Raw genomic sequence first — 23,583 nt, 5'->3', positions numbered from 1 at the left:
ATTAATAATTTCCTATGACAACAACCAAAAAGATTAAAAAATACCACATACTGATGCTGCTTTGTACATCGATGTTTTTTATCGCCTGCAGCAGTAATGAAGAGGATACAACTGCTTCCTTAGCAGATGGAAAAAGTATTGTAATATCAGATCTTGCCGGAGATACCGGTGCTTCTATGGGAGGCAGTACAAATGGAAAGGAACAAAGAAGTTTTCATACTTTTCTTTTCCGCTTCAGCGATCAAAAACAAATATGGCTTAAGACAAAAGCTGATTCACTGCAGTATATGAAAACAACCGACTGGGATCTTGCTTTTACAGGACCATACAACAGCGAAGTTTTTGTGAATAATGCCAAATACCAATACAATCCCGGTTTTGAAGGGCCTGCAGCAAATACGGCGGTAATTGTAATTAAAGACGCCTATAAAAATGTAAACCAGGCCCCGTCTGATGCTGATTTTGATAAAAGTGAAATCACAAAAATTGGCTGGGCTTCTTCTGAAAGTTCTGCCGGATGGTTCTATTACAGTTTAAGCAGCCATATCATGCAGTCTATTCCGGATCGTACGTATGTGATAAGACTTCCAAACAAGAAATATGCAAAATTACAGCTCATAAATGCTTACAAAGGAAATCCGCCCGCTGTTACAGATCTAAACTGGCCGGCACCATATTTTACTTTTAAATATTATGTGCAAAATGACGGCAGTAAAAATTTAAATACCAACTAATTATAATCCTATGAAAAAAATCAAATCCTTTATAAAAGAAATACCACAGGGAATACTAACCGTTTTTCTGATTGCTGTAACGATAACAGCCTGCTCTTCTGATGATAATACTGAAAATGCAAATGGCGAAGAACCAGAAGTTGTAACACCGGATAATGGTTTGTTTTACAAAGTAATACATGTAAAAAATTATCAGGGAAGCACCTCTGATGCCAACCCTACTGCTCCGGCGGCCACTTTGTATTACAGCCTTGAAGAAAACAAAGCGGTAGACGGATCCTATAAAAAAACTAAAAAATGGGATTTGGCTTTTGGCGGACTTTATGCCAGTTTTTTATCCGGAAACAACGGCAGCAATGCTCAAAACAATGGTTCTCTTGCAGGCGGTGTGGGTGGTATTACAATCGTGGCCAAACCTTTTAATGATGTGGTCGACATTCCGGCTGACAGCGAATTCAAAACCGGCGCAGACCTAATTGGAACAGATGATGCGGGTTCTTTTGGTAATGGAACGGGCTGGTATTTATATGATTTTGGAGGCGAAGTGGTAACAGATGGAACTAATCCGCAGAAAGCTCACGTAGCCTATGCACTTGGAGAACCTTTAAAAATTGCCAACGGATCTATTATTCCGGCAAGAACCATTATCCTTAAAACCGCCAATGGAAATTATGCCAAGATTAAAATGATTTCTGTTTACAAGGATGTTTACACTTCATCAGAATGGTTCAAAGATACGCCGCACATGTACTACACTTTTGATTATGTAATGGTTCCAAAAGGAAGTACCAAATTTGAAACGAAATAACCAATCCAAACAATAATGAATACTAGAATCATCAAATTAAAAACACCTTTATTATTTACCGCTTTTGCATTAATCGGACTCTTAACTTCGTGTGATAACGAAGAAGACAGATGGACAGATGTAAAAGAAGATCCTGTTACAGAAATCGTTACTAATCTGGATGCCAGAAGAATTATATCTTTTAAAGTAACAAATCCGGGAGAAAACCAGGCGATATACAGTGCGGTAAATAATCTGGAAAAAACAATAACTGTTTACCTGCCGTCTTATTATGAATACCAATATCTTGAAACAGCCATCACGCTTCCGGAAAAAACAACTATTTCTCCCGCAGCAACAGAGCTGATTCCGGTATTCAGCAAAACACCGATCACCTATACAACAAAAGCGGCTGACGGTACAACTTCTGTTTATACATTAAAAATAGTAATCCAACAGCCTAAACTTATTTTAAATGAATTATCTACTGAGGCAAGTACTTATTCTGTAGCGGTTACCAGTCCTTTGATTTTAAAAGGAGAAAACTTCGTACCGTCTTATGAAGTAACAAAAGTATTTATTGTAGATGCACAGGGAAATAAAAAATGGCAGATGAAACAATGGAATGAAGGCCTTGATATTCAAAGCTTCACCATTACTTATGGGTTTATAGAAAGTCTTAGTACAAATGTAACACTGGAACCTAATACAGATTATTGGGTTTTAATGGAAAGCTACAATCTATCGGTTACGATGAAGTATCCTATTAGAATTACAAAGTAAAACACACAAAATAAAAAATGCCTGTCTTTTCTGCCGGGGTAATGAAGAAAGCCAAATTAATCTATTAATATAAATCATTATGAAAAAAATAATCTTATCACTAATAGCATTGGCTGCTATTTCAATTACATCATGTAGTTCTGACGACCAAACTGCTGACTCACAATCATTAGCCAAAGAGCAACAAGTTTCTAATAAAACTAAAAAAAATGCTCTTGCTTTATGTTCATCAACTTCAACATCTGTATTGGTAAACAGATGGCAGGCGCCATCATCTGTTGATGCTAACTGGACTCCGGTTGCTGCTGCAATTGGAGGAGTTAATGTACAATGGGAAGGTATCTATGGAGGATCTGTTCGTCCTGCAGGTAATACTGACCACTGGTATGTAGGTACTGTAGACTTAAATCAAACTTGTGCAGACTATGATCTTTGGAGCGGAAGCATTGTTGTAAAAAATGCTTCCGGAAATGTTGGAACTGCTCCGGCATCTGACCCATATAATGTAGTAGGATATAACGGAAGTATTTCTGGTTCAAGCTATGGAATTGGATACTACTCTTACAACATCACTACGCACGTTATGACTCCAACAAGAGCTATCGTTATCTGGAAAGTAACAGGTACTGGTCTTAATTCACAATCGGCTACAGACCCTGCAACAGCTACAGAAGCTTATTTAGTAAAAGTAACTGGTATTGCTCCGGGAGCTTCAAGCAGTACTATCAGCTATACTTGGACACAGGTAAAATAAGTAATAACAATGTATAAAAAACCATGGGATCACGACATAATTAATAGTAACTGCAGTAAAGCTTGACCGGCGATCTCTGCATAATACTGCTATCATATCATTCCCCCATGACTATCAAACGGCTTTTTAAATTACCGTAAGCATTGAAAATACAGGCATTTTAAAAAATATAAAGCCCGCTTTATCAATAAGTGGCAAAAATAATAAATTAAAATCATTTAAGAATTAGATAACCAATACAATCATGAATAAAAAAAACAATACCAATGTATTTTTAATTGGAATACTTTTTTTATCAGTATTATTTTTTTCGTGCGATACGGAATATATTGATAAAGTAAATACCATTCCGGGTGATGTAATAAAAGTTCCGGGATATACTCAAATTGAGTCTTTTACTGTAAAAGATACCGAAAACAATGCAGTAAGTGCTGCTATTACCGAAGAAAATATCATCATTACATGGAGTGTTAATACCGTACTTCCTCAAACCGTTAAACCCGAAATTGTTTTAGGTACAGAAGCCGTTATTTCTCCAGCATCAGGTGCAGAAATCCCTTTTAAAGACGGTGCTGTATACACGGTTACCTCAAAAGCCGGAACCACAAAAAAATATACGCTGAAAATAGATTTCAGACAAAAAGAACCAAGAGCATGGACTGTAGCTTCAGGAGAAACTTTTAGAAAAGGCACAATGCAGAAATTGATTAACATTGGTACTTCCGGGAATACAGTTACTATAAATAATTTATGGATGAGTGTTGAAAATACAAGAGTATATCTTGTTTCTGCTGAGGATCAAAAAACCGAATATACAGCAGAAATAGCCTATTTGGGAAGCGGCGCAATCGGCACCCCTTTCATCGATTACGGTATCTATTATTTCTTAGCAGAAAATACTCCGGCAGGACTGTATGACCTGCGTATAAAAAATGGAGCTTACATCCTGCAAAACCAAAGTGTAGAAAACAGATTCAAAGTTAATGTTATCGAACCCGATACATTCAAAGCCGAATTAGTGGGATCTCCGGTTCAAAAACAGCAAGGCGAAACTTTTGAAGTACGAGGCGGTATGATGAATACTGTTACCGCTGTTCAAATGTACAACAGTACTGCCGCAACTGTAATTTATCCTTTAGAAGTAGTAAGTGCAACTGCTTATAGAATTGTATTAAAAGTTCCTGCAGGAACACCAGCCGGAACATATAACAGAGTGAGATTTATTAGAGGAACTGCTAATACACTTACTGCCTATACCGTAACCGTTAAATAATAGTATTTAGCAGTTAAAAAAAATTGTTTCTTAAAAGCCTTTAGCTCATACAGCTGAAGGCTTTTTTATTCAAATTTGGATTATAAAAACATCCCAAATCTGAACACATAAATCCTGAATTCGAACACTTTTTAGAGCCATAACTTCCTGAATTTTGCTTTTATAATTAAAATACAAAATTATGAGCACTCAAAAAGTATGGTTTATTACCGGCGCATCAAAAGGAATGGGGCTTGAAACCGTAAATGCAGTTTTAAAAAACGGCGGTAAAGTTGCTGCCACTTCCAGAAATCTCAAAGAATTAATTGATAATATTGGGAATCCAACTGAAAATTTCCTTCCGCTTCAGGTTGATATTACAAATGATGATGAAGTAAAAAATGCGATTCAGACCGCGATTGATACTTTCGGAAAAATTGATGTGGTATTAAACAATGCCGGATATTATCTGGTAGGAAGTATTGAAGAAATCAGCAATGAAGAATTCCGCAAAACAATAGACGTCAATTTATTGGGAACCGTAAACGTAATTCGCAACGCAATGCCTTTTCTGCGTCAGCAAAAATCAGGACATATTTTAAATATCGCATCCAATATGGGCTATATTGGTTACGCCAATACCGGAAGTTACAACGCTGCAAAATTTGCTGTCATTGGACTTTCGGAGGCATTGGCTCAGGAAGTAAAACCTTTTCATATCAAAGTTACTGTAATCGCTCCGGGAATGTTCCGTACCAGCTTTATGAGCGACAGCACTTTGGCGGAAGCCAAAAATAAAATAGCCGTTTATAATGTAGAACAACATGTAAATATGCTCAAAAGTTTTGACGGAAACCAGCCCGGAGATCCAAAGAAACTTGCCAAAGTCCTGCTTGCTGTTACTGAATTGCCAAATCCGCCCGTACACCTTCCGTTAGGAAACGACAGTTATAATTCGATTGTAGAACACCGAAAAAATGAAGCTCAGGAAATGGAAACGTGGAAACAACTTTCGTTCTCGACTAATTTCGATTAATTCGTAAATTTGCTGCAATGAAAAAATCGGTTCCACATAAAATCAAAAGCATTTCAGAACTGCATCAGTTATTTGCGCTTCCCAAACCAGATCATCCCTTGGTGAGTGTAATTGATTTTGCTTTACTGAGCTACAAACACAGCGATATCTGGAAACATTTTACAAATGATTTTTACTGTATTACCTTAAAAAAAGGCATCAACGGAAAGTTTAAATACGGCCAGCGTGATTACGATTTTGATGAAGGAATGATGACCTTGACCAAACCCGATCAGGTATTTTCGGTTACGCAGACCAATGATAATCCGGTAACCGGTTTTATGCTGGTTTTTAAACCAGATTTAATCCGAAATTATCCGTTAGGGAAAACAATACACAATTACGGATTTTTTTCTTATTCGACTGCCGAAGCATTACATCTTTCTGATAAGGAAGATTTAATTATTTCCGGTCTTTTAAAACAAATGCAGGATGAACTGAAAAACAATATCGATCATTACAGCCAGGATTTAATTGTTTCGCATCTCGATTTACTGCTCAATTATATTAATAGATTCTACGGCCGCCAATTTATTACCCGAAAAACGTCAAACCATGATTTATTGAGCAGAATAGATCAAACTTTAATGGATTATTTTGATCATGAAAACGGAGTTCTAAAAGGCGTTCCAACGGTTCAGTACTTAGCGCAGGAACTCAACATTTCCTCCAATTATCTGAGTGATTTACTCCGAAGTATTACAGGCATGAGTGCTCAGCAATACATTCAGAATCATCTTATTGAAAAATCAAAACAATTACTTGCCGGATCAAGTTTAAGCGTAAATGAAATCGCTTATTCATTAGGATTCGAGTATGCGCAGTCCTTTAGCAAACTCTTCAAAAAGAAAACCAATTTAACTCCCCTGCAATTCAGACAATCTTTTAATTAAAAAAGAAAAATTGCTTTAAAAATTTGGAGTAAACCTATTTTTATTTAATTTTGTATCGATCATTACAAAAATAAAAATACAATGAGAGGAAGACCTACCGTCTACGAAGACGCTAATATTGTAAAAAAAGCCCAGGAAGTTTTTTGGCAGAAAGGATACAGTGCGACCTCATTGACCGATTTGCAAAAAGCAACGGGAGCCGGAGCCGGCAGTTTTTACAATACTTTTAAAGGCGGCAAAAAAGAGGTTTTTCAAAAAGCGATTGAAGAACGACGATTGGCTTTTGATGCTTTTAAAACTGAATTAAGCAAAAGTGAATCTCCCTTAGAATTAATTAAGGACTTTTTTAGAAGTATCGCTTTCGCGGAAGAAAATGAGCATCTTAAAGGCTGTATTATCGCCAATACGGTTGTAGAAATGACTTTTATTGATGAAAATCTGGAAGCCAATGCAGTTCAGATTTTAAAAGAGGTCGAACAAATGTTTACTCAGGCAATTAAAGATGAAAAATTAAAAGGAAACCTAAAAACACAAACAGATCCCGAAACTCTGGGCAGATATCTAATAACATTTTGGTGCGGACTCAATACACTCAGACGAATGTACCCGGACAAAAATGTTTTAAAAAACCAAATCGAAATGCAATTAGCTGTTATCAGCTAATTTTTTTGACTATTTATGTATCGATCATTACAAAAATAAAAACAACAAAAATGAATTTAAAATTAGAAGGAAAAAGAGCTTTCATAAGCGGTTCGACACAAGGAATTGGTTTTGTAATTGCCAAACAACTACTAAATGAAAAAGCCGAAGTCATCATAAACGGAAGACACGAAGAAAAAACAAAAACAGCCGTACAAAAACTAAAGGATGAATTTCCAGATGCCGTAGTTTCAGGAATTGTATGCGACTTTGAAAAAAAGGAAGAAGTTACCGCTTTACTACATCAACTAAACGCTATTGATATTTTGATTAATAACGTTGGTATTTTCGAATTGAAAGATTTTGAAAATCTGGAAGACGAAGATTGGTATCGAATTTTTGAAGTTAATGTAATGAGCAGTATCAGGCTTTCTAAAAAACTTTTACCGCAAATGTTGGAGAAGAAATCAGGAAGAATTGTTTTTATCAGCAGTGAATCGGGCGTAAACATTCCCGGAAACATGATTCATTATGGAATGACAAAAGCTGCCATGATGGCGGTAAGCAATGGATTGTCTAAACTGACTGCAGGTACGGAAGTAACGGTAAATACGATTTTAGGCGGCCCAACTTATTCTGACGGCGTTGCTTCAACAATTGAACATATTGCTTCTTTACAAAACATAGAAGTCGAACAAATGAAAACTGCTATTATACAGCAGACCAATCCGCATTCTTTATTGCAGCGTTTTATTGATCCATCCGAAATTGCTTCTCTGGCTGTTTATTTGTCAAGTCCGCTTTCGATTGCTACAAACGGGGCATCGTTAAGAGCTGATGGAGGTGTTTTAAAAACGATTTAATTAAAACAAGCCCCTTTTCAATTTCAGTTGAAAAGGGGCTTGTTCAATAAACTTCTTCGATTTTTACTATCTCCTTTCCCCTATTCCGTTTTCACTTTTTCATCTAAAGAAGTCTCACAAGCTGTTTCTTTCCATTGTTGTTCTTCAGCTGCGATAAGCTCTAACTTCGCAACAATCGGAACAAGGATTTTCTCTAAAGAAATTCGTCCTTCGCGCCATTCTTTCATGTACGACCCCGTTTTAATCTGCAGGATAAAATCACCTGTAAAAATATATTCGGCATTTTCCTGATCGAATTTTGGCGGAATTCTTTTTAAAGCTTCTCTTAAATGAATTGAAATCTTAATGTGCTCTGTCGTAAATAGAATACCTCTGCCCTCTGGCATTCGTTCAAGCTGATGTCCTCTATATTCCAAAAGTTTAATCAAGGCATCTAGAAATAATAAGGCTCTATTTAAATTCTTCCCGGCCACATTCAAATGAAGGACTTTTTCTAAATCGTTTTTTGTTTTCTTTTTCGATTTTTTATTCTCCCAAAATATTTGAGTTTCCTTAATAAAGACATTAGGTTTTACCCAAGTATCTGAAACCAGTAATGGCGCCTTCGAATCGGATTCTATAGTTTTAATCATTTCATTTAAAGGCGTTGCTTTTACTATTTTGCGAAGCTGGGATTCATAAGCTTTTCGCATAATGATAATGTAATTATTTCCTGTATAACCCTCTGCAAGTTTTGGAGCAATCTGCCGCTTGTAATTCAATTTTACCCAATGCTTGCTTCCCGGCAATGGAATTTCCATTTTTTCGCATGCATTTTTTATTCCCATACTTGAAATTTCATAATGCTTTGCGATTTGAATGATTGGAAATTTCCAAACCAAATTATAAAGTTCCAGACGTGTAAATATTATTCTGTCCATATTCAATTAGACAATTAACCATCAAAAGAGTTTTAAAAAAGTAAAATCCATCACCTTTATAAAAGAATAAAGATGATGGAGAAATAAAGTGGGATGCTACTCTACACCGCCTCCTAAAGCCCGGTACAGATTTATTGAAGCATTGAGTTTTTCTAATTTTATAGCCACAACGTCAAGTTCATTTTGCAAAGCACTGTTTTGAGCGGCAATAATTTCCAGATAATTGGCCATCCCGCTTTTGTATAAAAGCGAAGCATCGGCAGTTGCTTTTTCCAGAGAAGAAGCTTTTTCTTCTGCCAGTTTTATGCGTTCATCGGCGTATTTTAACTGCGACATGGCATCTGAAACTTCTCCAACAGCCGTAATAAAAGATTGTTTAAACTGTATCACTGCTTTTTCCTGTTCTAAAACAGCTACTTCATAAGCCGTTCTTAACGCTTTTTTCTGAAAAATAGGCTGTGCCAGATTTGCTGCTATATTTTTGGTAACCGATCCCGGAAAATTAAACCAGGTGTCAAATTCAAATGAATTGATTCCAATCGACGGACTTAAACTCAGCGCCGGATACATAGTCGCTTTGGCTAATCCTGTTTTGGCTGTCGCCGACATAACAGCATATTCACTTGCTTTTACATCGGGTCTTCGACTTAAAAGCGAAGCTGGAATTCCAGCCGGCATTTCAAACGCAAACTCCTCCACATTCAGATTTCCTGATCGCGTTATTGTATTGGGATACTCCCCGCACAAAATCTGTAACGCATTTTCCTGAACCGCTATATTGGCTTTTGCCAAAGGAACCAGTAATTCGGCTGTTTTTTTCTGCGCTTCGGTCTGGTTTACTGCCAAAGAACTGATAGATCCCGAATTGTACTGAAGCTTCATCATCTGCAGTGTGCTGTCACTTAATTCTATGTTTTTTTGTGCTATTTTAAGCTGTTCATCCAAACCTAAGAGATTGTAATAGGATTGCGCTACCTGAACAATAATTCGGGTCTTTAGGGCTGAGAGATTCTCTTTTTGGGCAAAATAAGCCGCTTTAGCGTCTCTTTTCTGCATCGCAGCTTTTCCCCAAATATCAACTTCCCACGACATACGTAGATTAGCGCTGTAATCGTCCATATAATCCTTACTTGTAAATTGTGCACTCAAAGATCCGTTTAAGGAATTCTTAGACAAATACGAACGACTCGCCGCAGCATCAAAATCAAGTGTTGGCAGTAAGGATAACTTGGCTTGTTTATAGTTTAAATCAAGCTGTTCCATACTTTTTACCGCAATAAGCACCTCGTTGTTTTTAACGAGGGCTTTTTCAATCAAATCAACTAAAAGCGGGTCTTTGTAATATTTTTTCCAGGAATGTAAAATGGTATCTCCTGTTACGGTTAATTCTTCCCGGTATTTTTCAGGCGCATTCAATTCGGTTCGGGAATATTTTTTCCCCACAACACATGATGTTAAAATCATGGCCGAAAACACCGTCATTCCGATTTTATATAGTATTTTCATTATTATTCTTTTATGGTTTGAACTACATTCTTCTTACCAGATACTTTTTCCTGCAGGTATTGGAATACGATGAAAAGCAGCGGAATTACAAAAACTCCCAAAACAACACCGCTTAACATTCCAATCGAAGCACTCACACTAATAGATCTGTTTCCTACTGCGGTTCCTCCCGAGGCAAACATCAACGGAATCATACCTACAATAAAAGCCAATGACGTCATGATAATAGGTCGTAATCTCGATTTTGCTCCTTCAAGCGCCGCATTGGTAATAGACAAACCGGCTTTTCGTCTCTGCAGCGCAAACTCTACAATTAAAATCGCGTTTTTGGCCAAAAGTCCGACCAGCATGATTAAACCTACCTGAACGTAAATGTTATTATCCAATCCTACTGCTTTAACTCCTGCAAATGCTCCTAAAATTCCGGTTGGGATAGAAAGCAATACTGCCAATGGCAATAAATAACTCTCGTATTGAGCCGCCAATAGAAAGAATACAAAAAGCAGACATAATCCGAAAATGGCAATCGTTTGATTTCCTCCTGCTTTTTCTTCCAAACTTAAACCTGTCCATTCGTAACTGTAATCAGATGGAAGTTTATCTAAAACTTTTTCCAAATTCCCCATAATCTGGCCGTTACTATACCCTGGCAAAGCCATTGCTGTAATATTTACCGAATTATAAAGGTTGTAACGATTTACAGATTCCGGTCCATACACTTTCTGGAATTTTACTATCGATTTTACCGGAACCATCTGCATATCAGCATTTCTTACGAAAATTTCATTAAACGCATCCTGATCCATTCTAAAAATTCCGTCAGCTTTTACATTCACTCTGTAAAACTTACCAAATCTGGTAAAATCTGATGATTGATCTCCGGCAAAATAAGTCTGTATATTTCCTAAAAGTTCACGCACATTAACGCCCATTTGACGCGCTTTATCTTCATCAACTTCTAATTCTAACTGCGGATAATCGGCTCTAAAAGTTGTATAAGCATATTGAACTCCAGGCTGCTGCATAATCTGTCCAATTACTTTATCAGACATTGCTTTTAAAGTTTCCGGATTTCTTGCCATTCTGTCCTGCAAAACAATTTCGGCACCACTTGTTACTCCAAATCCTTCAACCGGAGGCATTCTGAATACCATAATCGAACCTTCTTTAATTGTCGACAATTTAGCTGTAACGCTATTCAAAATTTCGTCAATATCTTTAACAGCACCTCTTTCTTTTTTCGGTTTTAGTTTAATAAACCCTAATCCGTAAGCTGTACTGGCACTGTTGCTCAAAATATTAAATCCGGTAATACTTGTATTTACATCGATAGCTTTTTCTGTTTCTAATATTTTTTCCATTCTCTGAACTACTTCAGTCGTACGATCAAGAGCTGTTCCCGGAGGCATTGATAAACTGTACACCATGAATCCGTCATCTTCCAGCGGAACGAAACTCTTAGGAGTCGACATCATCATCCACATTGCAATTGCTGTTATTCCCGTAACTAATCCTGCTGCAAGCCATTTTCTTTCAATAAGAAAACGAACTGCTTTAATATAGCTTCCTGTAAGGTTGTTAAAACTGGTATTAAAACCAATAAAGAACGTTTCTTTGAAAGTAGTTTCATGCTTATTTTCTCCGTGTTCGCCGCTGTGAACATTCTTTAAAAGAAGCGCACACAATGCGGGAGTTAACGTAAGTGCATTGACTGCCGAAATAATAATTGCAATAGCCAGTGTATAAGCAAACTGCTTATAGAAAATCCCCGACGATCCTGTCATGAAACCAATTGGAATAAATACAGCCGACATTACTAAGGTGATCGAAATAACAGCTCCTGTAATCTCTGCCATCGCACCATGAGTAGCTTCTTTGGCTGTTAAATTGCTGTCTTCTTCCATTTTACTATGCACGGCCTCGACGACGACAATTGCATCATCGACCACAATACCAATGGCTAATACCAAAGCAAAAAGCGTTAGAATATTAATGGTAAAACCAAATACAAGCAGGAAGAAAAATGTACCTACAATAGCTACCGGAACTGCAATGGCTGGAATAATAGTCGAACGAATGTCCTGCAGGAATATAAATACAACAATGAAAACCAAAATAAAAGCTTCGATCAAAGTAGATTTTACCTGTCCGGTTGCTTCGTCAAGTCTTTCTTTGGTACTCATTACATTGACGTATTTAATTCCCGGAGGAAAAGATTTAGATAATCTTTCTACCTCTTTGTTTACGCCAATTTCTATATCATTTGCATTGGAGCCCGAAGTCTGTAAAATCGCCATTGTTACGGCATTTAAAGAGTTCGATTTATTGTCTCCGCTGTATGAAATAGAACCAAACTCTACTCTGGCAACATCTTTAAGTCTTAAAATATTGCCGCCGTTGTTTTTAACTACAATATTTTCATACTGCTCTGGTTTGTTTTTCTTTCCTTTATACCGAATTACATATTCTAAAGCTGCTTTGGATTCTTCACCCAATTTTCCCGGAGCCGATTCTAAACTTTGATCTGCAATGGCCTGCGTAACATCTGAAGGGACTAAACCTGCATTGGCCATTTTTCTAGGATCAAGCCATACACGCATCGAATAATCCTTCTGCCCAAAAATCTGAACCTGCCCCACTCCCGGAACACGTTTTATTTGAGGAACCAGATTGATATTAGCATAATTCTGCAAAAACAACTCGTCGTATTTTTTGTTATCATCTGTATAAAGATTGAAAATAACAATCATACTATTTTGCGGTTTAGAAGTTGTAAGTCCCATTCTAACAACTTCCTGAGGCAGTTTTGGAGTTGCCTGCTGCACTCTGTTCTGTACGTTTACCGCAGCCTGATCCGGGTCGATTCCCTGCTTAAAAATTACGCTGATCGAAAACGATCCGTCGTTACTTGCAGTCGACTTGATGTACTGCATATTTTCAACACCATTAATTTGTTCTTCGAGCGGCGTTACTACTGAACGAATTACAGTTTCACTGTTACCTCCCGGATACGTACCACTAACCATTACAGTAGGAGGCGAAATATCAGGAAATCTTGTAACCGATAATCTTGTAAGACCAATGATACCCAGTATCACCAAAACAATGGAGATAACTGTGGCCAATACCGGCCTGTCTATTATTTTCTTTAACATGGAAAATGTTATTTATATTAAAATCAAAAATTATTTACTGCTTATAGTTTTCGCAGTTGATTTAGGAATTACTTCGCCGCTGTCGTACAAAACGTCGATTGAGTTTAAAGCGACTTTATCTCCCGATTTTAAACCAGATTTTACGAAGTAATTCGTTCCTGAGTTTCCGGCGATTTCAATTGGAACCATGGCTACTTTATTTCCCGGTTTTAAAACAAAAACGAAGAATTTATCCTGAATATCCTTAACACTCGCCATCGGAACTGTAATTACTGATGATAAATTGTTGTTTAAAACTACTCTTGCAGAACCTCCTGATCGAAGCAGTTTTTTAGGGTTTGGAAAAATAGCTTTCAGCGAAATAGTTCCTGTAGTACGATCGATATTACCGCTCGCTACTTCCAGTTTTCCTTTTTGATCGTATTCGCTGTCATCGGCCATAATTAAGCTTACGGTTTGGTTCGATTTAGCTTCTTTTGAAAAAGCAAGATAATCGGCTTCTGTCAATGAGAAATAAACAAATACGGTATTAATATCTGAAAGCACCGTTAGTGGAACAGCATCTGCAGGTGTAACCAAATTACCAATACGATTTGGAATACGGCTGATATAGCCGCTTACAGGTGCTTTAATCAAAGAAAAATCAGCATTTAACTGCGAAGATCCCAAAGCTGCTTTTGCCTGTGCTACTTGTGCTACAGCTGCTTCGTAATTAGCCTGAGCCGTTTTTAACTGCATGTCTGAAAAAACTTTTCCATCAACAAGCGGTTTGATTTTTTCGACTTCTAATTTTGCATTGGCTAAATTTGCCAAAGCACTTTTGTACGCTGCCCGGCTGTTATTTACCTGTTCTGCATATACATCTCCTTTAATTTTAAAAAGAGATTGTCCTTTGTTTACATAATCCCCTTCTTTAACATAAATAGCTTCCAGATAACCGGAAACCTGTGCTTTGATGTCAACATTAACAGTACCTTCAACAGTTCCGGGATATTTTTTTTCCACTTCACCTGTAATTGATTTTGTTTCGAGAAAATCAACTTCCGGTTTTGGCGGTGCAAGAGCTCCTGCATCAGAACCACTTTTACCACAGGATGAAAAACTGATTATAACCAATAAAACGGCTGCTTTACTGAGTGTTTTATAATTTTGAAAAAATTGTTTTGTCATTTTAGTTCACTTTAATGAATTCGTCTAATTTGACGGCAAAATAACAGCTCAAAACACCTTTAAAACAGGATAAATTTACCCAAACGTAATTTTTCGATACTGAAACGAAGACGTGAGTCAACCCAAATAAGGGCATATAAAAAAAGCCTTACACTATAGGATTGCAAGCTATAGAAAGGCTCTTTGTTTTTTATTTTTTTTGGAGGAAAAGATTAGAGGAAAAGATTAAATCACCGATCCATCCATTGTTTGAAATGCGGTGCTTTTTCGCGGCTGATAATCACTTCGCGTTCAGGATCTGCTTTCAGCTGGATTTTAAGTTTTGCATTAAAATAATTCCCAATCGCTTTTATGCTTTCGGCACGGATGAAAAACTGCCTGTTGGCACGAAAAAAAATATCGGGATCGAGTTCTTGTTCCAATTCTTCCATCGTCTGCGGAATTGGAATTACCATACCTGATTTTAGAACTAAATTTGAGGTTTTAAATTCGGAGTAAATAAAATCAATATCAGTAACATTAACGCTTTTATAGCCGTCACGATAGTTTACCAGAAAACGAAGACGAAAACTTGGTTTATTTATAAAACCTTTTAAAATTCCGGCAATATCACTGTAGCTGTCGGATTTAGAAAGGCTTTTAAATTTCTGCAAAGCAAATTCCAGTTCGCTTTTATCAATAGGTTTCATTAAATAATCGATGCTGTTGACCTTAAAAGCTCTTACAGCGTATTCATCATAAGCCGTGGTAAAAATAACCGGACTTGTAATTTTTATTTCTTCGAAAATAGAAAAACTAATACCGTCGGCCAGACGAATATCCATCGTAATCAAATCGGGTTTATTATTTGATTTAAGCCATTTTACGGCACCTTCGACCGTATCAATAATATCCAGAATATCGCAATTGGGCTCTAATTCTTCTAACAGTCTTTTAAGACGACTGGCATTAATACTCTCATCTTCAATAATCAAAATTCTCATACTCTCTATATTAATGGTAAACGCACTGAAAAACTTTCTAACGACTGTGAAAAAACAGGTTTCTTGTTGAATAAAATTTTATAACGAAACTCTATATTTTTACGTCCTACGCCTGTAGAAACTAAACTTTTGCCCGAAGTAGGCTGTAAATTGTTTTTAACGATTATATTTTTCTCTTCAGAATAAATAGAAATAATAAGCGGACTTGATAATGTTGCCATATTGTGTTTTACGGCATTTTCAACCAGTAATTGCAAGGTTAAAGGCGGTAAATGAAGATCCAGACAATCGCTGTCGACTTCTAACTGCAAATCGATTTTTTCGCCTAAGCGCTTTTTCAGCAGATAAAAATAGGCATTCAAAAATTCAATTTCTTCTCTTACCGTTATGGTGTCTTTATCTAAATTGGATATCATGTAGCGGTAAACGCGGGTAATATTCTCCAGGAATGAAGCTGCAGCCTGCTGATCTTCATGAATCAGCTCAGTCAGGGTGCTGAAATTATTGAAAATAAAATGCGGATCTAATTGCAGTTTTAACGATTCTAACTGCGAACGTGTTACGGCTTCCTGAAGTTCTGAAGCTTTAATTTTTAATTCTGCGGCTTCATTTGACGTTACGCGCCAGCGGTTAAGCAAAAATATTCCGGTATGCACAGAACTGATAAAAAGAGATAATATCGCCGCCATAATATTAGACTGCCAAATAATGAGCAATTCATTTTCTTCTAAACAGGCTTCGGGATACAAATAGTTCCATAAATGCGAAAAAAGATAATTTAAAAGAATATTCCCCGCTATAAGACAGATAAACTGTGCAATGGCCCTGAAAATGGGATTGTGTTCCCAACGTATTAAACGATTTAAACTTCTTCCAACGAAAAGACTTAATTCTGTCAATACACCGCAGTATACCAGAATAATAAAAATGTCAAATGTCCAGTCCAGGGATATGAGCGAATCTTCCTGATATGGATTTAGTAAATAATAGGAAGACAAATAAACCAAAAAAACTACCGGAATAACTATAATTCTATAGTATTTGTAGAAAAAATTCTTCCCGGTGATTTTATTTTGAATACTTGAACCCATTTACTTTTATAACAATTGGTGAATTAATAAAATTATATATTTTTCTGATAGATTTTTAAACACATAGAAATATAGTTTTACCTAAAATAGCCACAATTATTGTCATTTCGACCGAAAGGAGAAATCGCACAAGTTGACCGGCAACGATTGCCGACCTACTATACGGAATTTCTATTACGATTTCTTCTTTCGGTCGAAATGACAAAAATGCGCAGATTACTTTATAAATCAGCAAATATATCTATGCTAAATCTTTTTAACTAGCTGCAACTATCGTACAACTTAACAAAGATAGTATAAGGTTTACGATAACTGCGGAACCAAAACTCTCCTTTTATTTGCAGTTTTGGTTGTTTTTTGAGATTTTCGTTCTCTCATAACGCCCCATTTTAAACAGGTTGCGCCCCATGAAAATCCAGCTCCAAAAGTGGTAATCAGAAGATTTTGTCCTTCTTCAAAATCAGCGGCATAATCCCATAAACATAACGGAATCGTGGCTGATGTCGTATTGCCGTATCTTTCAATATTGACTTTTACTTTTTCATTATCAATATTAAGATTTTCACTTACTGCTTTTATAATTCTAAGATTAGCCTGATGTGGAACTACCCAGTCAATTTCATCAGAATCAAGACCATTACTTATTAAAACATCTCTTGAAACGCTTGACATGGCCTCAACAGCTCTTTTAAATACAAACGACCCGTCTTGCTTTATGAAATGTTTTTTATGTATGATACTCTGCATGCTGGCCGGGAATTTAGAACCTCCCGCCGGTACAACCAAAGAGGCAGTTCCGCTTCCGTCAGTTCTCAGTATGCTTTTCATTAATCCGTATTCGGTTTCTGTTCTTTCTAAAAGCACCGCTCCTGCTCCGTCTCCAAAAAGTATACAAGTGTTGCGGTCTTCATAATCTACAATCGAGCTCATTTTATCGGCACCGGCAATAATGATCTTTTTATAACGTCCACTTTCGATCATTGTGGCGCCCATTTCAAGCGCATACAAAAAACCGCTGCAAGCCCCGTTCATATCAAAACCAAAAGCATTTGTTAGTCCGCTTAGTTCACAGATTTTACTGGCAGTTGGTGCCAAAATATGGTCTGGTGTCGCTGTTGCAAGTATCAGCGCTTCAATTTCTGAAGGTTCAACTTCAAAATTGCTCATTAAATTTTCTATTGCACCGCAGGCAAGGTCAGAAGTGCTTTTGCCTACAGCGATTCGCCTTTCTTTTATTCCGGTTCTTTTTTCAATCCATTCTTCTGTAGTTTCAACAGTTTCCGAAATTGTTTTGTTATTAAGGATTGAAGTGGGTACAAAACCGCCTACAGCTGTAATTACTGCCTTCATTGTTTTTGTTTTTTTTGTTATTTTATTTTTCTTGTAACACAATAGAAAATTAGCATTTTCCACCGTATTGATAGGTTCGATTTTAAATAATTAACAAAGAATTAATATAAAAAAGCATAAATTTCCAAAAAATCTTACTACTTAGTCTTAAAGTTTTCTAAATGCCGTTTGTCTAATTCTTCGGAATAGATAATAACGGAATATCTAATCCTGCTGCCATAATTCTGGTTTTACTTTTATGCACCAGTGAATCCCAAAAACCATATTTTTGAGGTACCATTACTAAAATATCAGCATCAAAACTCTTGATTTCTTTTCTTATTTCGTCGATTACTGCATTTGATCTTACGTTTTTATAAATGTATTTCACGTCTTCAAATTCTTTCTCGATCGAAGAATTCAGTAAAATTTTACCTTGCTCCTCTTTAATTTCATCCAGTTTTTTGTCTACACTAAAAAATTCAATTTCAGATCCCAAATTTCCTATTACACGTCTAATCCAGGTAAACCTTCTTATTGATGATAAACTCAGAGTATCGCAGGCATAAAGGATTTTTTTTGCATTTAAAAAACGGGCATTCTCCGGAACAGCTAAAACCGGAATATTTAAGTTTTTGATAATTGTAGTAGTGGAGTTCCCCATAAGATCCTGCTCTAGAGAACGTTCTGCCATTCCCATGACCACAAGATTTGCATTTGTACTGCTTATGATTAAAGGAAGTTCATCTTCTAAAAAAGAATAACTGCAGATAGAACTCACTTCGATTTTAAACAAATCAGCAATTTCTACTCCTAAAGTATGAAGTCTGGAAGTTGCTTTTTCAATTTGTTTCTGCATTCCTTCGGCAGTAATGAGAGAATTGGCACTGTGAACACTCAAAGAAAAGGAATTAAACAAAACAAGTTTAGCACCTGTGGCTTTTGCAAGGCCGGCCGCATAAGTAACTGCATTATTTGCTATTGAAGAAAAATTGGTCGCGGCGATTATAGTAAGTGGAGAAGTCATAAATATATCAATTAAACATTTTTCTTGTAAAAATCCCTAATTAATACTTTCGATTGATTTTAAACTTACCCAATAATCATTTTTTAGGACTCAACCGTAAAATTTAGTCCCTGAAAAAAGCTGAAATATCCAAAAAAGATTTAAGAATTAACGGCTGTAATTTTTCTATCCTCTTTTTTCTTCAAAATAAAATCATTGAAGTTACACTCAAAAACACGTCAATGACATTCGAAACCGGTTCAAAGAAAAGCATCTGCAGCACATCTGCTAAAACGAGTATTTTTACTTAGTAAAGTTTCCTTTTTTTGCTTATTTTATAGACACTTATTTAATTTTAAGACAAGCCAGTATTATAAAATCAGGAAATTATAAACGCAAAACTTCGACAGAAATGCAGTTCTGTGTACAATTACAGACCCCCCATTTCTATCGAAGTAATTCCTTTTTAGTGTAGATAAGAAAGTATTATTTAACCAATACGCTTATTGTATTACTGAGATTTTCTCTGTTTATAAAATCCTGGATGAACTCTTTAACTTCGCGGCCGGCTTCGGTCTCAAATGAATTGATATGAAATTCATCATCCTGATCGCTGATATGGATAATTTCAGTATAACCTTTAGAAATTAAGCTGCCTTTTAATTTAATTATATTCAACTGCTGCTGCCCGTCAAGCTCTTTGCGAACCTGTAATTTTATAGCTCTTTCCATATTCAAATATTTTTAAATAATTAACCGTCATTCAATTATAAATTTATAATAATTACCAATTCAAAAAAATATTTTAACACACCTCACAACCCATTATTTATCAACACCTTATGAACATATTTTATAAATTGCATAAAATTGTAATTTAACTTAGAACCTTCTGCATGAAAAGTGTTCTTATAATTAAATAAACATTCGCAAAAATGCTATAAAATTGTTAGTCCCGTATATTATTACTTTTGAATTGAAACTTATTTACGATAAATCAATTAAAACAGATTTTTATGACAACAGATACTAATAGATATTATAATCAGGACGATTATAATTTCAACAATGATAATCAGAGTTATGTCGATCAATATGAGCAGGAAAAGGTGGGCGACGAAAACTTTGAAGAGGAACAATTACTAAATCAGGATCAGAATTATCTGGATAACGAGTTTACGAATGCACTTGAAAGAGATGAGGATGAAAATCTTGACACCAATTATAACGAAGAAGATTGGGACGAAGATGACGATTTAGAGGAAGACGATCTAGATGATGATTTAGTAGAAGATTACGACGAAAATGACCGCGAAATTGATAGTTTTTCTGATGATGGGTACAAGATAGACTAAGTAAAAGGTCAATAAAATAAAAAGCCAATGATTAGTTTCATTGGCTTTTTCTATAATAATGGGCAGCATATTTAGTTTTCTAACGCCAGCTCAGCCTTATGTTTTCGGTCGTAAATAATTACAAAACCTATCCATATTACCAAAAGAGCCAAAATTAGCATCAATTCTTTTTCGTGAACGCCTTTTACAAAGAAATTGTTTAGCGAATGCACGCCGGCAACCGCAATAAGCGAACTGGTTTTAGAATATATCTTGCCGATTCCCCAGCTTCCGAAGAAAATAATCCCCAGGAAAATCATGTTTGAAGTGGTTAAATCAATATTTAAATGCCATAAAAACCAAAGAACCGCAATAATTGCTGTTGCATATAATGTTGGGAGTCCTTTTAACTGTTCCTGCAGAAAACCTCTCCAGCCAATTTCCTCCAAAAGTCCGTACACTAAAACTGTAAAGGCAAACACGATTGGAAACTTACCATATATAAAATAGTATAATGTTGTAATAGAAAGTGCCGGAAGCAGCCAGAAAACAACAAAAGGCAAAATTATATTCGAATATATTCCTTTTAAGGAAAGCGGATTGTTTAAAGAAAATAATTTTATCGCTGCAAATGCGCCCAAAGCCGGACCAACACCACGAATTAAAATAAATACATAATCATGTACAATTCCGGTAAATAAATTTGTTTTAACTGCTATAAATCTGCAGGCAATGGCAATGATATAAAAAACTGCAATAGCCCCGTAATTAATTTTAATTTTCATAAGTTATCTATTTGATTAGGTTGAGACAAACTTATAAATAGCAAATAAGAATAAAATTGACTTTGGGTAAGAAATCATTTTTCGGTAATTCTTTTTCGAATACGGCTCAAACTTTCTGCAGTTAGTCCAAGATATGATGCAATTACTTTTAAAGGAGTGCGTTGAAATATTTCGGGTCTGAATTCTATAAGTTTTAAATAACGATCCTGAGGCGTAAGGGTTAAAAGATCAATCTGCTGCTGCTGTTTTTGTATATACAGCATTTCCGAAACTGCTTTTCCTACTCTTAACCCCGCTTCAGACCGGCTGTAAAGCTCCGTAAGGTCAAGATGATGAATCGACCATAAAGTAATGTCCTCTAAAGCTTCAACCTTAATAACAGAAGGTTTTTGATTTAGAAAAGACAAATAATCGCTTATAAAAGACCTTTCGTAAAGCAGATTAATACAAATATCCCGGCTCCCGTCCCACACAAATAATCCCGCCGAACCTTTAATGATAATATTAAGGTATTTTTCTATATGCTCATATTCCTTTATAATTTCAGACTTTTTGAACGTTCTTATTTCAATTTTTTCTGAAAAAGCATCCCAGATATTTGTATCTGAAGCATAATAGGAATCAAAAATCTTTTTTACATCTTCTGGGGAAGGATTTTGGGGCATAATTATGGAAATTGGTGGTTTTATGGAAAGCAAATTACGAAACTAATTTTAAGAAATATATGAATATTAAAAAAGCCCGTAATTTTTCTTCACAGGCTTTTAAATTTAAATCGTTAATTATAGATGTAATCTCCAATTTCTCGAACAACTACCCATTTTCCATTTTCTTTTTTCATAATAATAACTTGTGAAGATCCGCTACTATCAAAATATACTTTTGCATAATAAAACATAATATATCTTTTATTCATGTAATACATGGGTTCAGATAGAATTATCATTTCATTTATCCTACTGTTTATATATTTTCTTAAAAAAGATTCTTTTAAAGTTAAACCTGTTCCATTTTCGAGAATGAAATTATAAGCAGGAAAATCCTCTTTTTTCCAATATTTAGATATGGTATCCTGAGCATATTGTTTGTACATTTTTTTCCAATGTTTTTCTACAAATAAGCCATCTGTAGGATCTATAGGATCTTTTGAATCAATTATATGTTCTTCACCCAATCCTCCATTAAAGATTCTTAGAGCCTGAATATTGTCTGCTTTATCACGCTGCAAAATATATTCTCTACCTTTCTCTAATTTTTGTGTCTCAAGGAACACATTTATAGGCTCATAACTTTCTACATATTGTGCACTGGCACAAGACAGAGCAAAAAGAGTAATTATTATAAGTATTTTTTTTAACCACTTCATAATACAAATATGATTATTAAAAAAAAGCCCGTAATTTTTCTTCACAGGCTTCTAAATTTAAATCGTTAATTATAGATGTAATCTCCAATTTCTCGAACAACTATCCATTTACCATTTTCTTTTTTCATGACTACAAGTTATGATTTTCCTCCCCCAAAAAAATAATCAATATTAAAATAAAACATAATATATTTTTTGTCCATATAATACATTGGTTCTGAAATCGATATAACAATATCCATTCTGCTATCGTTATACTTTTTATGAAAATCAAATTTAAATAGCCCTTTTTTATCTTCTAAAACGAAATTATAAGCAGGAAAATCCTTTTTTTTCCAATACCTCTTAATGGTATCATGTGCGTATTCGCTATATATTTTTTTCCAATATTCTCTGCAAACAAGCCATCTGTATTATCTGATGGTCTTGTTGAATCTATAATATATTTTTCACCTTCTCCTCCATTAAAAATTTGTAAAGCATTTATATTTTCTGCTTTATCAGCTTGCAGAATATACTTTTTATTTTTATCAATTTTCTGAGTTTCAAAAAAAGCATTTATTGGCTCATAGCTTTCAAGATATTGAGCACTTGCACATGATAAAATGAAAAATGGAATTATTAAGATTATTTTTTTTAAGTTTTTCATAATATTTATTTTTTATAAGATGCTCCAATGGGGGTATTTAGCACATATTGAGACCCTATCTTAATATAAATAAAAACCTGCTTGTTTTATTGAGCAGGTTCTTCTAAAACTTAATAATAAATATAATCTCCAATTTCTCGAACAACTACCCATTTTCCGTTTTCTTTTTTCATGATAACAACTTCTGGATTTAAACCTCCTGAAAAATAAGAAATATTAAAATAAAACATAATATACTTTTTATCCATGTAATACATTGGTTCTGACATAATTATAACATCATCTATTCTACTGTTCATGTACTTTCTTAAAAAAGACTCTTTTAATGTTAAACCTGTTCCTTTTTCTAAGATAAATTTATATTTAGGAAAATCTTCCTTTTTCCAATACCTTTTAACAGTATCATGTGCATATTCTTGATACATTTCTTTCCAATACTTTTCTACAAATAAGCCATCTGTGTAATCTATTGGATTTCTTGGATCTACTATATGTTCAGGTCCTTC

24 protein-coding genes are annotated in these 23,583 nt (G+C 35.3%); 10 read left to right on the top strand and 14 right to left on the bottom strand.

Annotated elements, in window-relative coordinates; genetic code table 11:
• Positions 1-14: 14 nt before the first annotated feature.
• The 9 genes from BKM63_RS16055 (at position 15) to BKM63_RS16015 (ending at position 7,783) form a co-directional block, all read left to right on the top strand.
• A complete protein-coding gene (locus BKM63_RS16055; protein ID WP_071637601.1) occupies positions 15-734 on the top strand; it encodes an HmuY family protein in 720 nt (239 codons plus the stop codon).
• A gap of 10 nt (positions 735-744) precedes the next feature.
• A complete protein-coding gene (locus tag BKM63_RS16050) occupies positions 745-1,542 on the top strand; it encodes an HmuY family protein (RefSeq protein WP_071637600.1) in 798 nt (265 codons plus the stop codon).
• A 15-nt stretch (positions 1,543-1,557) separates the two neighbouring features.
• A complete protein-coding gene (locus BKM63_RS16045) occupies positions 1,558-2,304 on the top strand; it encodes a hypothetical protein (protein WP_071637599.1) in 747 nt (248 codons plus the stop codon).
• Between the two features lie 79 nt (positions 2,305-2,383).
• A complete protein-coding gene (locus tag BKM63_RS16040) occupies positions 2,384-3,058 on the top strand; it encodes a hypothetical protein (protein ID WP_071637598.1) in 675 nt (224 codons plus the stop codon).
• 244 nt (positions 3,059-3,302) lie between these two features.
• Positions 3,303-4,331 carry a hypothetical protein gene (locus BKM63_RS16035; protein ID WP_071637597.1) on the top strand — a complete coding sequence of 343 codons (1,029 nt, stop codon included), beginning with the start codon at positions 3,303-3,305 and terminating at the stop codon, positions 4,329-4,331.
• Between the two features lie 181 nt (positions 4,332-4,512).
• Positions 4,513-5,346: an SDR family NAD(P)-dependent oxidoreductase gene (locus BKM63_RS16030; RefSeq protein ID WP_071637596.1), complete on the top strand. Its 834-nt coding sequence runs from the start codon at positions 4,513-4,515 to the stop codon at positions 5,344-5,346.
• 17 nt (positions 5,347-5,363) lie between these two features.
• A complete protein-coding gene (locus BKM63_RS16025; protein WP_071637595.1) occupies positions 5,364-6,278 on the top strand; it encodes a helix-turn-helix domain-containing protein in 915 nt (304 codons plus the stop codon).
• Positions 6,279-6,359: 81 nt separating this feature from the next.
• Positions 6,360-6,941: a TetR/AcrR family transcriptional regulator gene (locus tag BKM63_RS16020; protein ID WP_071637594.1), complete on the top strand. Its 582-nt coding sequence runs from the start codon at positions 6,360-6,362 to the stop codon at positions 6,939-6,941.
• Between the two features lie 50 nt (positions 6,942-6,991).
• Positions 6,992-7,783 carry an SDR family NAD(P)-dependent oxidoreductase gene (locus BKM63_RS16015; RefSeq protein ID WP_071637593.1) on the top strand — a complete coding sequence of 264 codons (792 nt, stop codon included), beginning with the start codon at positions 6,992-6,994 and terminating at the stop codon, positions 7,781-7,783.
• Between the two features lie 80 nt (positions 7,784-7,863).
• On the opposite strand, the gene BKM63_RS16010 is transcribed toward BKM63_RS16015, so the two are convergent.
• From BKM63_RS16010 to BKM63_RS15970, 9 genes are all read right to left on the bottom strand, one after another.
• A complete protein-coding gene (locus BKM63_RS16010; RefSeq protein ID WP_071637592.1) occupies positions 7,864-8,703 on the bottom strand; it encodes a hypothetical protein in 840 nt (279 codons plus the stop codon).
• 96 nt (positions 8,704-8,799) lie between these two features.
• Positions 8,800-10,209 carry an efflux transporter outer membrane subunit gene (locus BKM63_RS16005; RefSeq protein WP_071637591.1) on the bottom strand — a complete coding sequence of 470 codons (1,410 nt, stop codon included), beginning with the start codon at positions 10,207-10,209 and terminating at the stop codon, positions 8,800-8,802.
• 2 nt (positions 10,210-10,211) lie between these two features.
• The gene (locus tag BKM63_RS16000; RefSeq protein WP_071637590.1) at positions 10,212-13,364 is read right to left on the bottom strand and encodes an efflux RND transporter permease subunit; all 3,153 of its coding nucleotides are present in this window, start codon (positions 13,362-13,364) and stop codon (positions 10,212-10,214) included.
• A gap of 30 nt (positions 13,365-13,394) precedes the next feature.
• On the bottom strand, positions 13,395-14,534 hold the full coding sequence (locus BKM63_RS15995) for an efflux RND transporter periplasmic adaptor subunit (RefSeq protein ID WP_071637589.1): 1,140 nt from the start codon (positions 14,532-14,534) through the stop codon (positions 13,395-13,397).
• A gap of 230 nt (positions 14,535-14,764) precedes the next feature.
• Entirely contained in the window at positions 14,765-15,517 is a 753-nt protein-coding gene (locus BKM63_RS15990; protein WP_071637588.1) for a LytR/AlgR family response regulator transcription factor, read from the bottom strand.
• 5 nt (positions 15,518-15,522) lie between these two features.
• Positions 15,523-16,608: a sensor histidine kinase gene (locus tag BKM63_RS15985; protein WP_071637587.1), complete on the bottom strand. Its 1,086-nt coding sequence runs from the start codon at positions 16,606-16,608 to the stop codon at positions 15,523-15,525.
• A 303-nt stretch (positions 16,609-16,911) separates the two neighbouring features.
• A complete protein-coding gene (locus BKM63_RS15980; protein ID WP_071638131.1) occupies positions 16,912-17,958 on the bottom strand; it encodes a beta-ketoacyl-ACP synthase III in 1,047 nt (348 codons plus the stop codon).
• 172 nt (positions 17,959-18,130) lie between these two features.
• Positions 18,131-18,964, bottom strand: coding sequence for a universal stress protein (locus BKM63_RS15975; protein ID WP_071637586.1), 834 nt, complete (start codon positions 18,962-18,964; stop codon positions 18,131-18,133).
• 465 nt (positions 18,965-19,429) lie between these two features.
• Positions 19,430-19,675, bottom strand: a complete 246-nt coding sequence (locus BKM63_RS15970; protein WP_071637585.1) for a hypothetical protein — start codon at positions 19,673-19,675, stop codon at positions 19,430-19,432.
• A 284-nt stretch (positions 19,676-19,959) separates the two neighbouring features.
• Between BKM63_RS15970 and BKM63_RS15965 the strand changes: the two genes are divergently transcribed.
• Positions 19,960-20,298 carry a hypothetical protein gene (locus tag BKM63_RS15965; RefSeq protein ID WP_071637584.1) on the top strand — a complete coding sequence of 113 codons (339 nt, stop codon included), beginning with the start codon at positions 19,960-19,962 and terminating at the stop codon, positions 20,296-20,298.
• A 71-nt stretch (positions 20,299-20,369) separates the two neighbouring features.
• On the opposite strand, the gene BKM63_RS15960 is transcribed toward BKM63_RS15965, so the two are convergent.
• The 5 genes from BKM63_RS15960 to BKM63_RS23655 form a co-directional block, all read right to left on the bottom strand.
• The gene (locus tag BKM63_RS15960; protein WP_071637583.1) at positions 20,370-21,062 is read right to left on the bottom strand and encodes a CPBP family intramembrane glutamic endopeptidase; all 693 of its coding nucleotides are present in this window, start codon (positions 21,060-21,062) and stop codon (positions 20,370-20,372) included.
• Between the two features lie 74 nt (positions 21,063-21,136).
• Positions 21,137-21,727 carry a Crp/Fnr family transcriptional regulator gene (locus BKM63_RS15955; RefSeq protein ID WP_083572254.1) on the bottom strand — a complete coding sequence of 197 codons (591 nt, stop codon included), beginning with the start codon at positions 21,725-21,727 and terminating at the stop codon, positions 21,137-21,139.
• Between the two features lie 113 nt (positions 21,728-21,840).
• On the bottom strand, positions 21,841-22,428 hold the full coding sequence (locus tag BKM63_RS15950) for a hypothetical protein (RefSeq protein WP_071637582.1): 588 nt from the start codon (positions 22,426-22,428) through the stop codon (positions 21,841-21,843).
• A 298-nt stretch (positions 22,429-22,726) separates the two neighbouring features.
• Complete coding sequence (locus BKM63_RS23945) at positions 22,727-23,077, bottom strand: hypothetical protein (protein ID WP_242661163.1); 351 nt, start codon at positions 23,075-23,077, stop codon at positions 22,727-22,729.
• Between the two features lie 110 nt (positions 23,078-23,187).
• Positions 23,188-23,583: hypothetical protein (locus BKM63_RS23655; protein ID WP_071637581.1), on the bottom strand; the 396-nt coding region annotated here is incomplete at its 5' end.

This window comes from Flavobacterium johnsoniae (genome assembly GCF_001879205.1).
Classification (GTDB): Bacteria; Bacteroidota; Bacteroidia; order Flavobacteriales; family Flavobacteriaceae; genus Flavobacterium; species Flavobacterium johnsoniae_A.
The sequence above is the reverse complement of the archived record's forward strand: the minus strand, read 5'-3'. Positions and strand labels throughout refer to the sequence as shown.

Coding starts and splice junctions, on each gene's coding strand:
- BKM63_RS16055 (WP_071637601.1), top strand. CDS start 15: ATGACAACAACCAAAAAGATTAAAAAATACCACATACTGATGCTGCTT.
- BKM63_RS16050 (WP_071637600.1), top strand. CDS start 745: ATGAAAAAAATCAAATCCTTTATAAAAGAAATACCACAGGGAATACTA.
- BKM63_RS16045 (WP_071637599.1), top strand. CDS start 1,558: ATGAATACTAGAATCATCAAATTAAAAACACCTTTATTATTTACCGCT.
- BKM63_RS16040 (WP_071637598.1), top strand. CDS start 2,384: ATGAAAAAAATAATCTTATCACTAATAGCATTGGCTGCTATTTCAATT.
- BKM63_RS16035 (WP_071637597.1), top strand. CDS start 3,303: ATGAATAAAAAAAACAATACCAATGTATTTTTAATTGGAATACTTTTT.
- BKM63_RS16030 (WP_071637596.1), top strand. CDS start 4,513: ATGAGCACTCAAAAAGTATGGTTTATTACCGGCGCATCAAAAGGAATG.
- BKM63_RS16025 (WP_071637595.1), top strand. CDS start 5,364: ATGAAAAAATCGGTTCCACATAAAATCAAAAGCATTTCAGAACTGCAT.
- BKM63_RS16020 (WP_071637594.1), top strand. CDS start 6,360: ATGAGAGGAAGACCTACCGTCTACGAAGACGCTAATATTGTAAAAAAA.
- BKM63_RS16015 (WP_071637593.1), top strand. CDS start 6,992: ATGAATTTAAAATTAGAAGGAAAAAGAGCTTTCATAAGCGGTTCGACA.
- BKM63_RS16010 (WP_071637592.1), bottom strand. CDS start 8,703: ATGGACAGAATAATATTTACACGTCTGGAACTTTATAATTTGGTTTGG.
- BKM63_RS16005 (WP_071637591.1), bottom strand. CDS start 10,209: ATGAAAATACTATATAAAATCGGAATGACGGTGTTTTCGGCCATGATT.
- BKM63_RS16000 (WP_071637590.1), bottom strand. CDS start 13,364: ATGTTAAAGAAAATAATAGACAGGCCGGTATTGGCCACAGTTATCTCC.
- BKM63_RS15995 (WP_071637589.1), bottom strand. CDS start 14,534: ATGACAAAACAATTTTTTCAAAATTATAAAACACTCAGTAAAGCAGCC.
- BKM63_RS15990 (WP_071637588.1), bottom strand. CDS start 15,517: ATGAGAATTTTGATTATTGAAGATGAGAGTATTAATGCCAGTCGTCTT.
- BKM63_RS15985 (WP_071637587.1), bottom strand. CDS start 16,608: ATGGGTTCAAGTATTCAAAATAAAATCACCGGGAAGAATTTTTTCTAC.
- BKM63_RS15980 (WP_071638131.1), bottom strand. CDS start 17,958: ATGAAGGCAGTAATTACAGCTGTAGGCGGTTTTGTACCCACTTCAATC.
- BKM63_RS15975 (WP_071637586.1), bottom strand. CDS start 18,964: ATGACTTCTCCACTTACTATAATCGCCGCGACCAATTTTTCTTCAATA.
- BKM63_RS15970 (WP_071637585.1), bottom strand. CDS start 19,675: ATGGAAAGAGCTATAAAATTACAGGTTCGCAAAGAGCTTGACGGGCAG.
- BKM63_RS15965 (WP_071637584.1), top strand. CDS start 19,960: ATGACAACAGATACTAATAGATATTATAATCAGGACGATTATAATTTC.
- BKM63_RS15960 (WP_071637583.1), bottom strand. CDS start 21,062: ATGAAAATTAAAATTAATTACGGGGCTATTGCAGTTTTTTATATCATT.
- BKM63_RS15955 (WP_083572254.1), bottom strand. CDS start 21,727: ATGCCCCAAAATCCTTCCCCAGAAGATGTAAAAAAGATTTTTGATTCC.
- BKM63_RS15950 (WP_071637582.1), bottom strand. CDS start 22,428: ATGAAGTGGTTAAAAAAAATACTTATAATAATTACTCTTTTTGCTCTG.
- BKM63_RS23945 (WP_242661163.1), bottom strand. CDS start 23,077: ATGAAAAACTTAAAAAAAATAATCTTAATAATTCCATTTTTCATTTTA.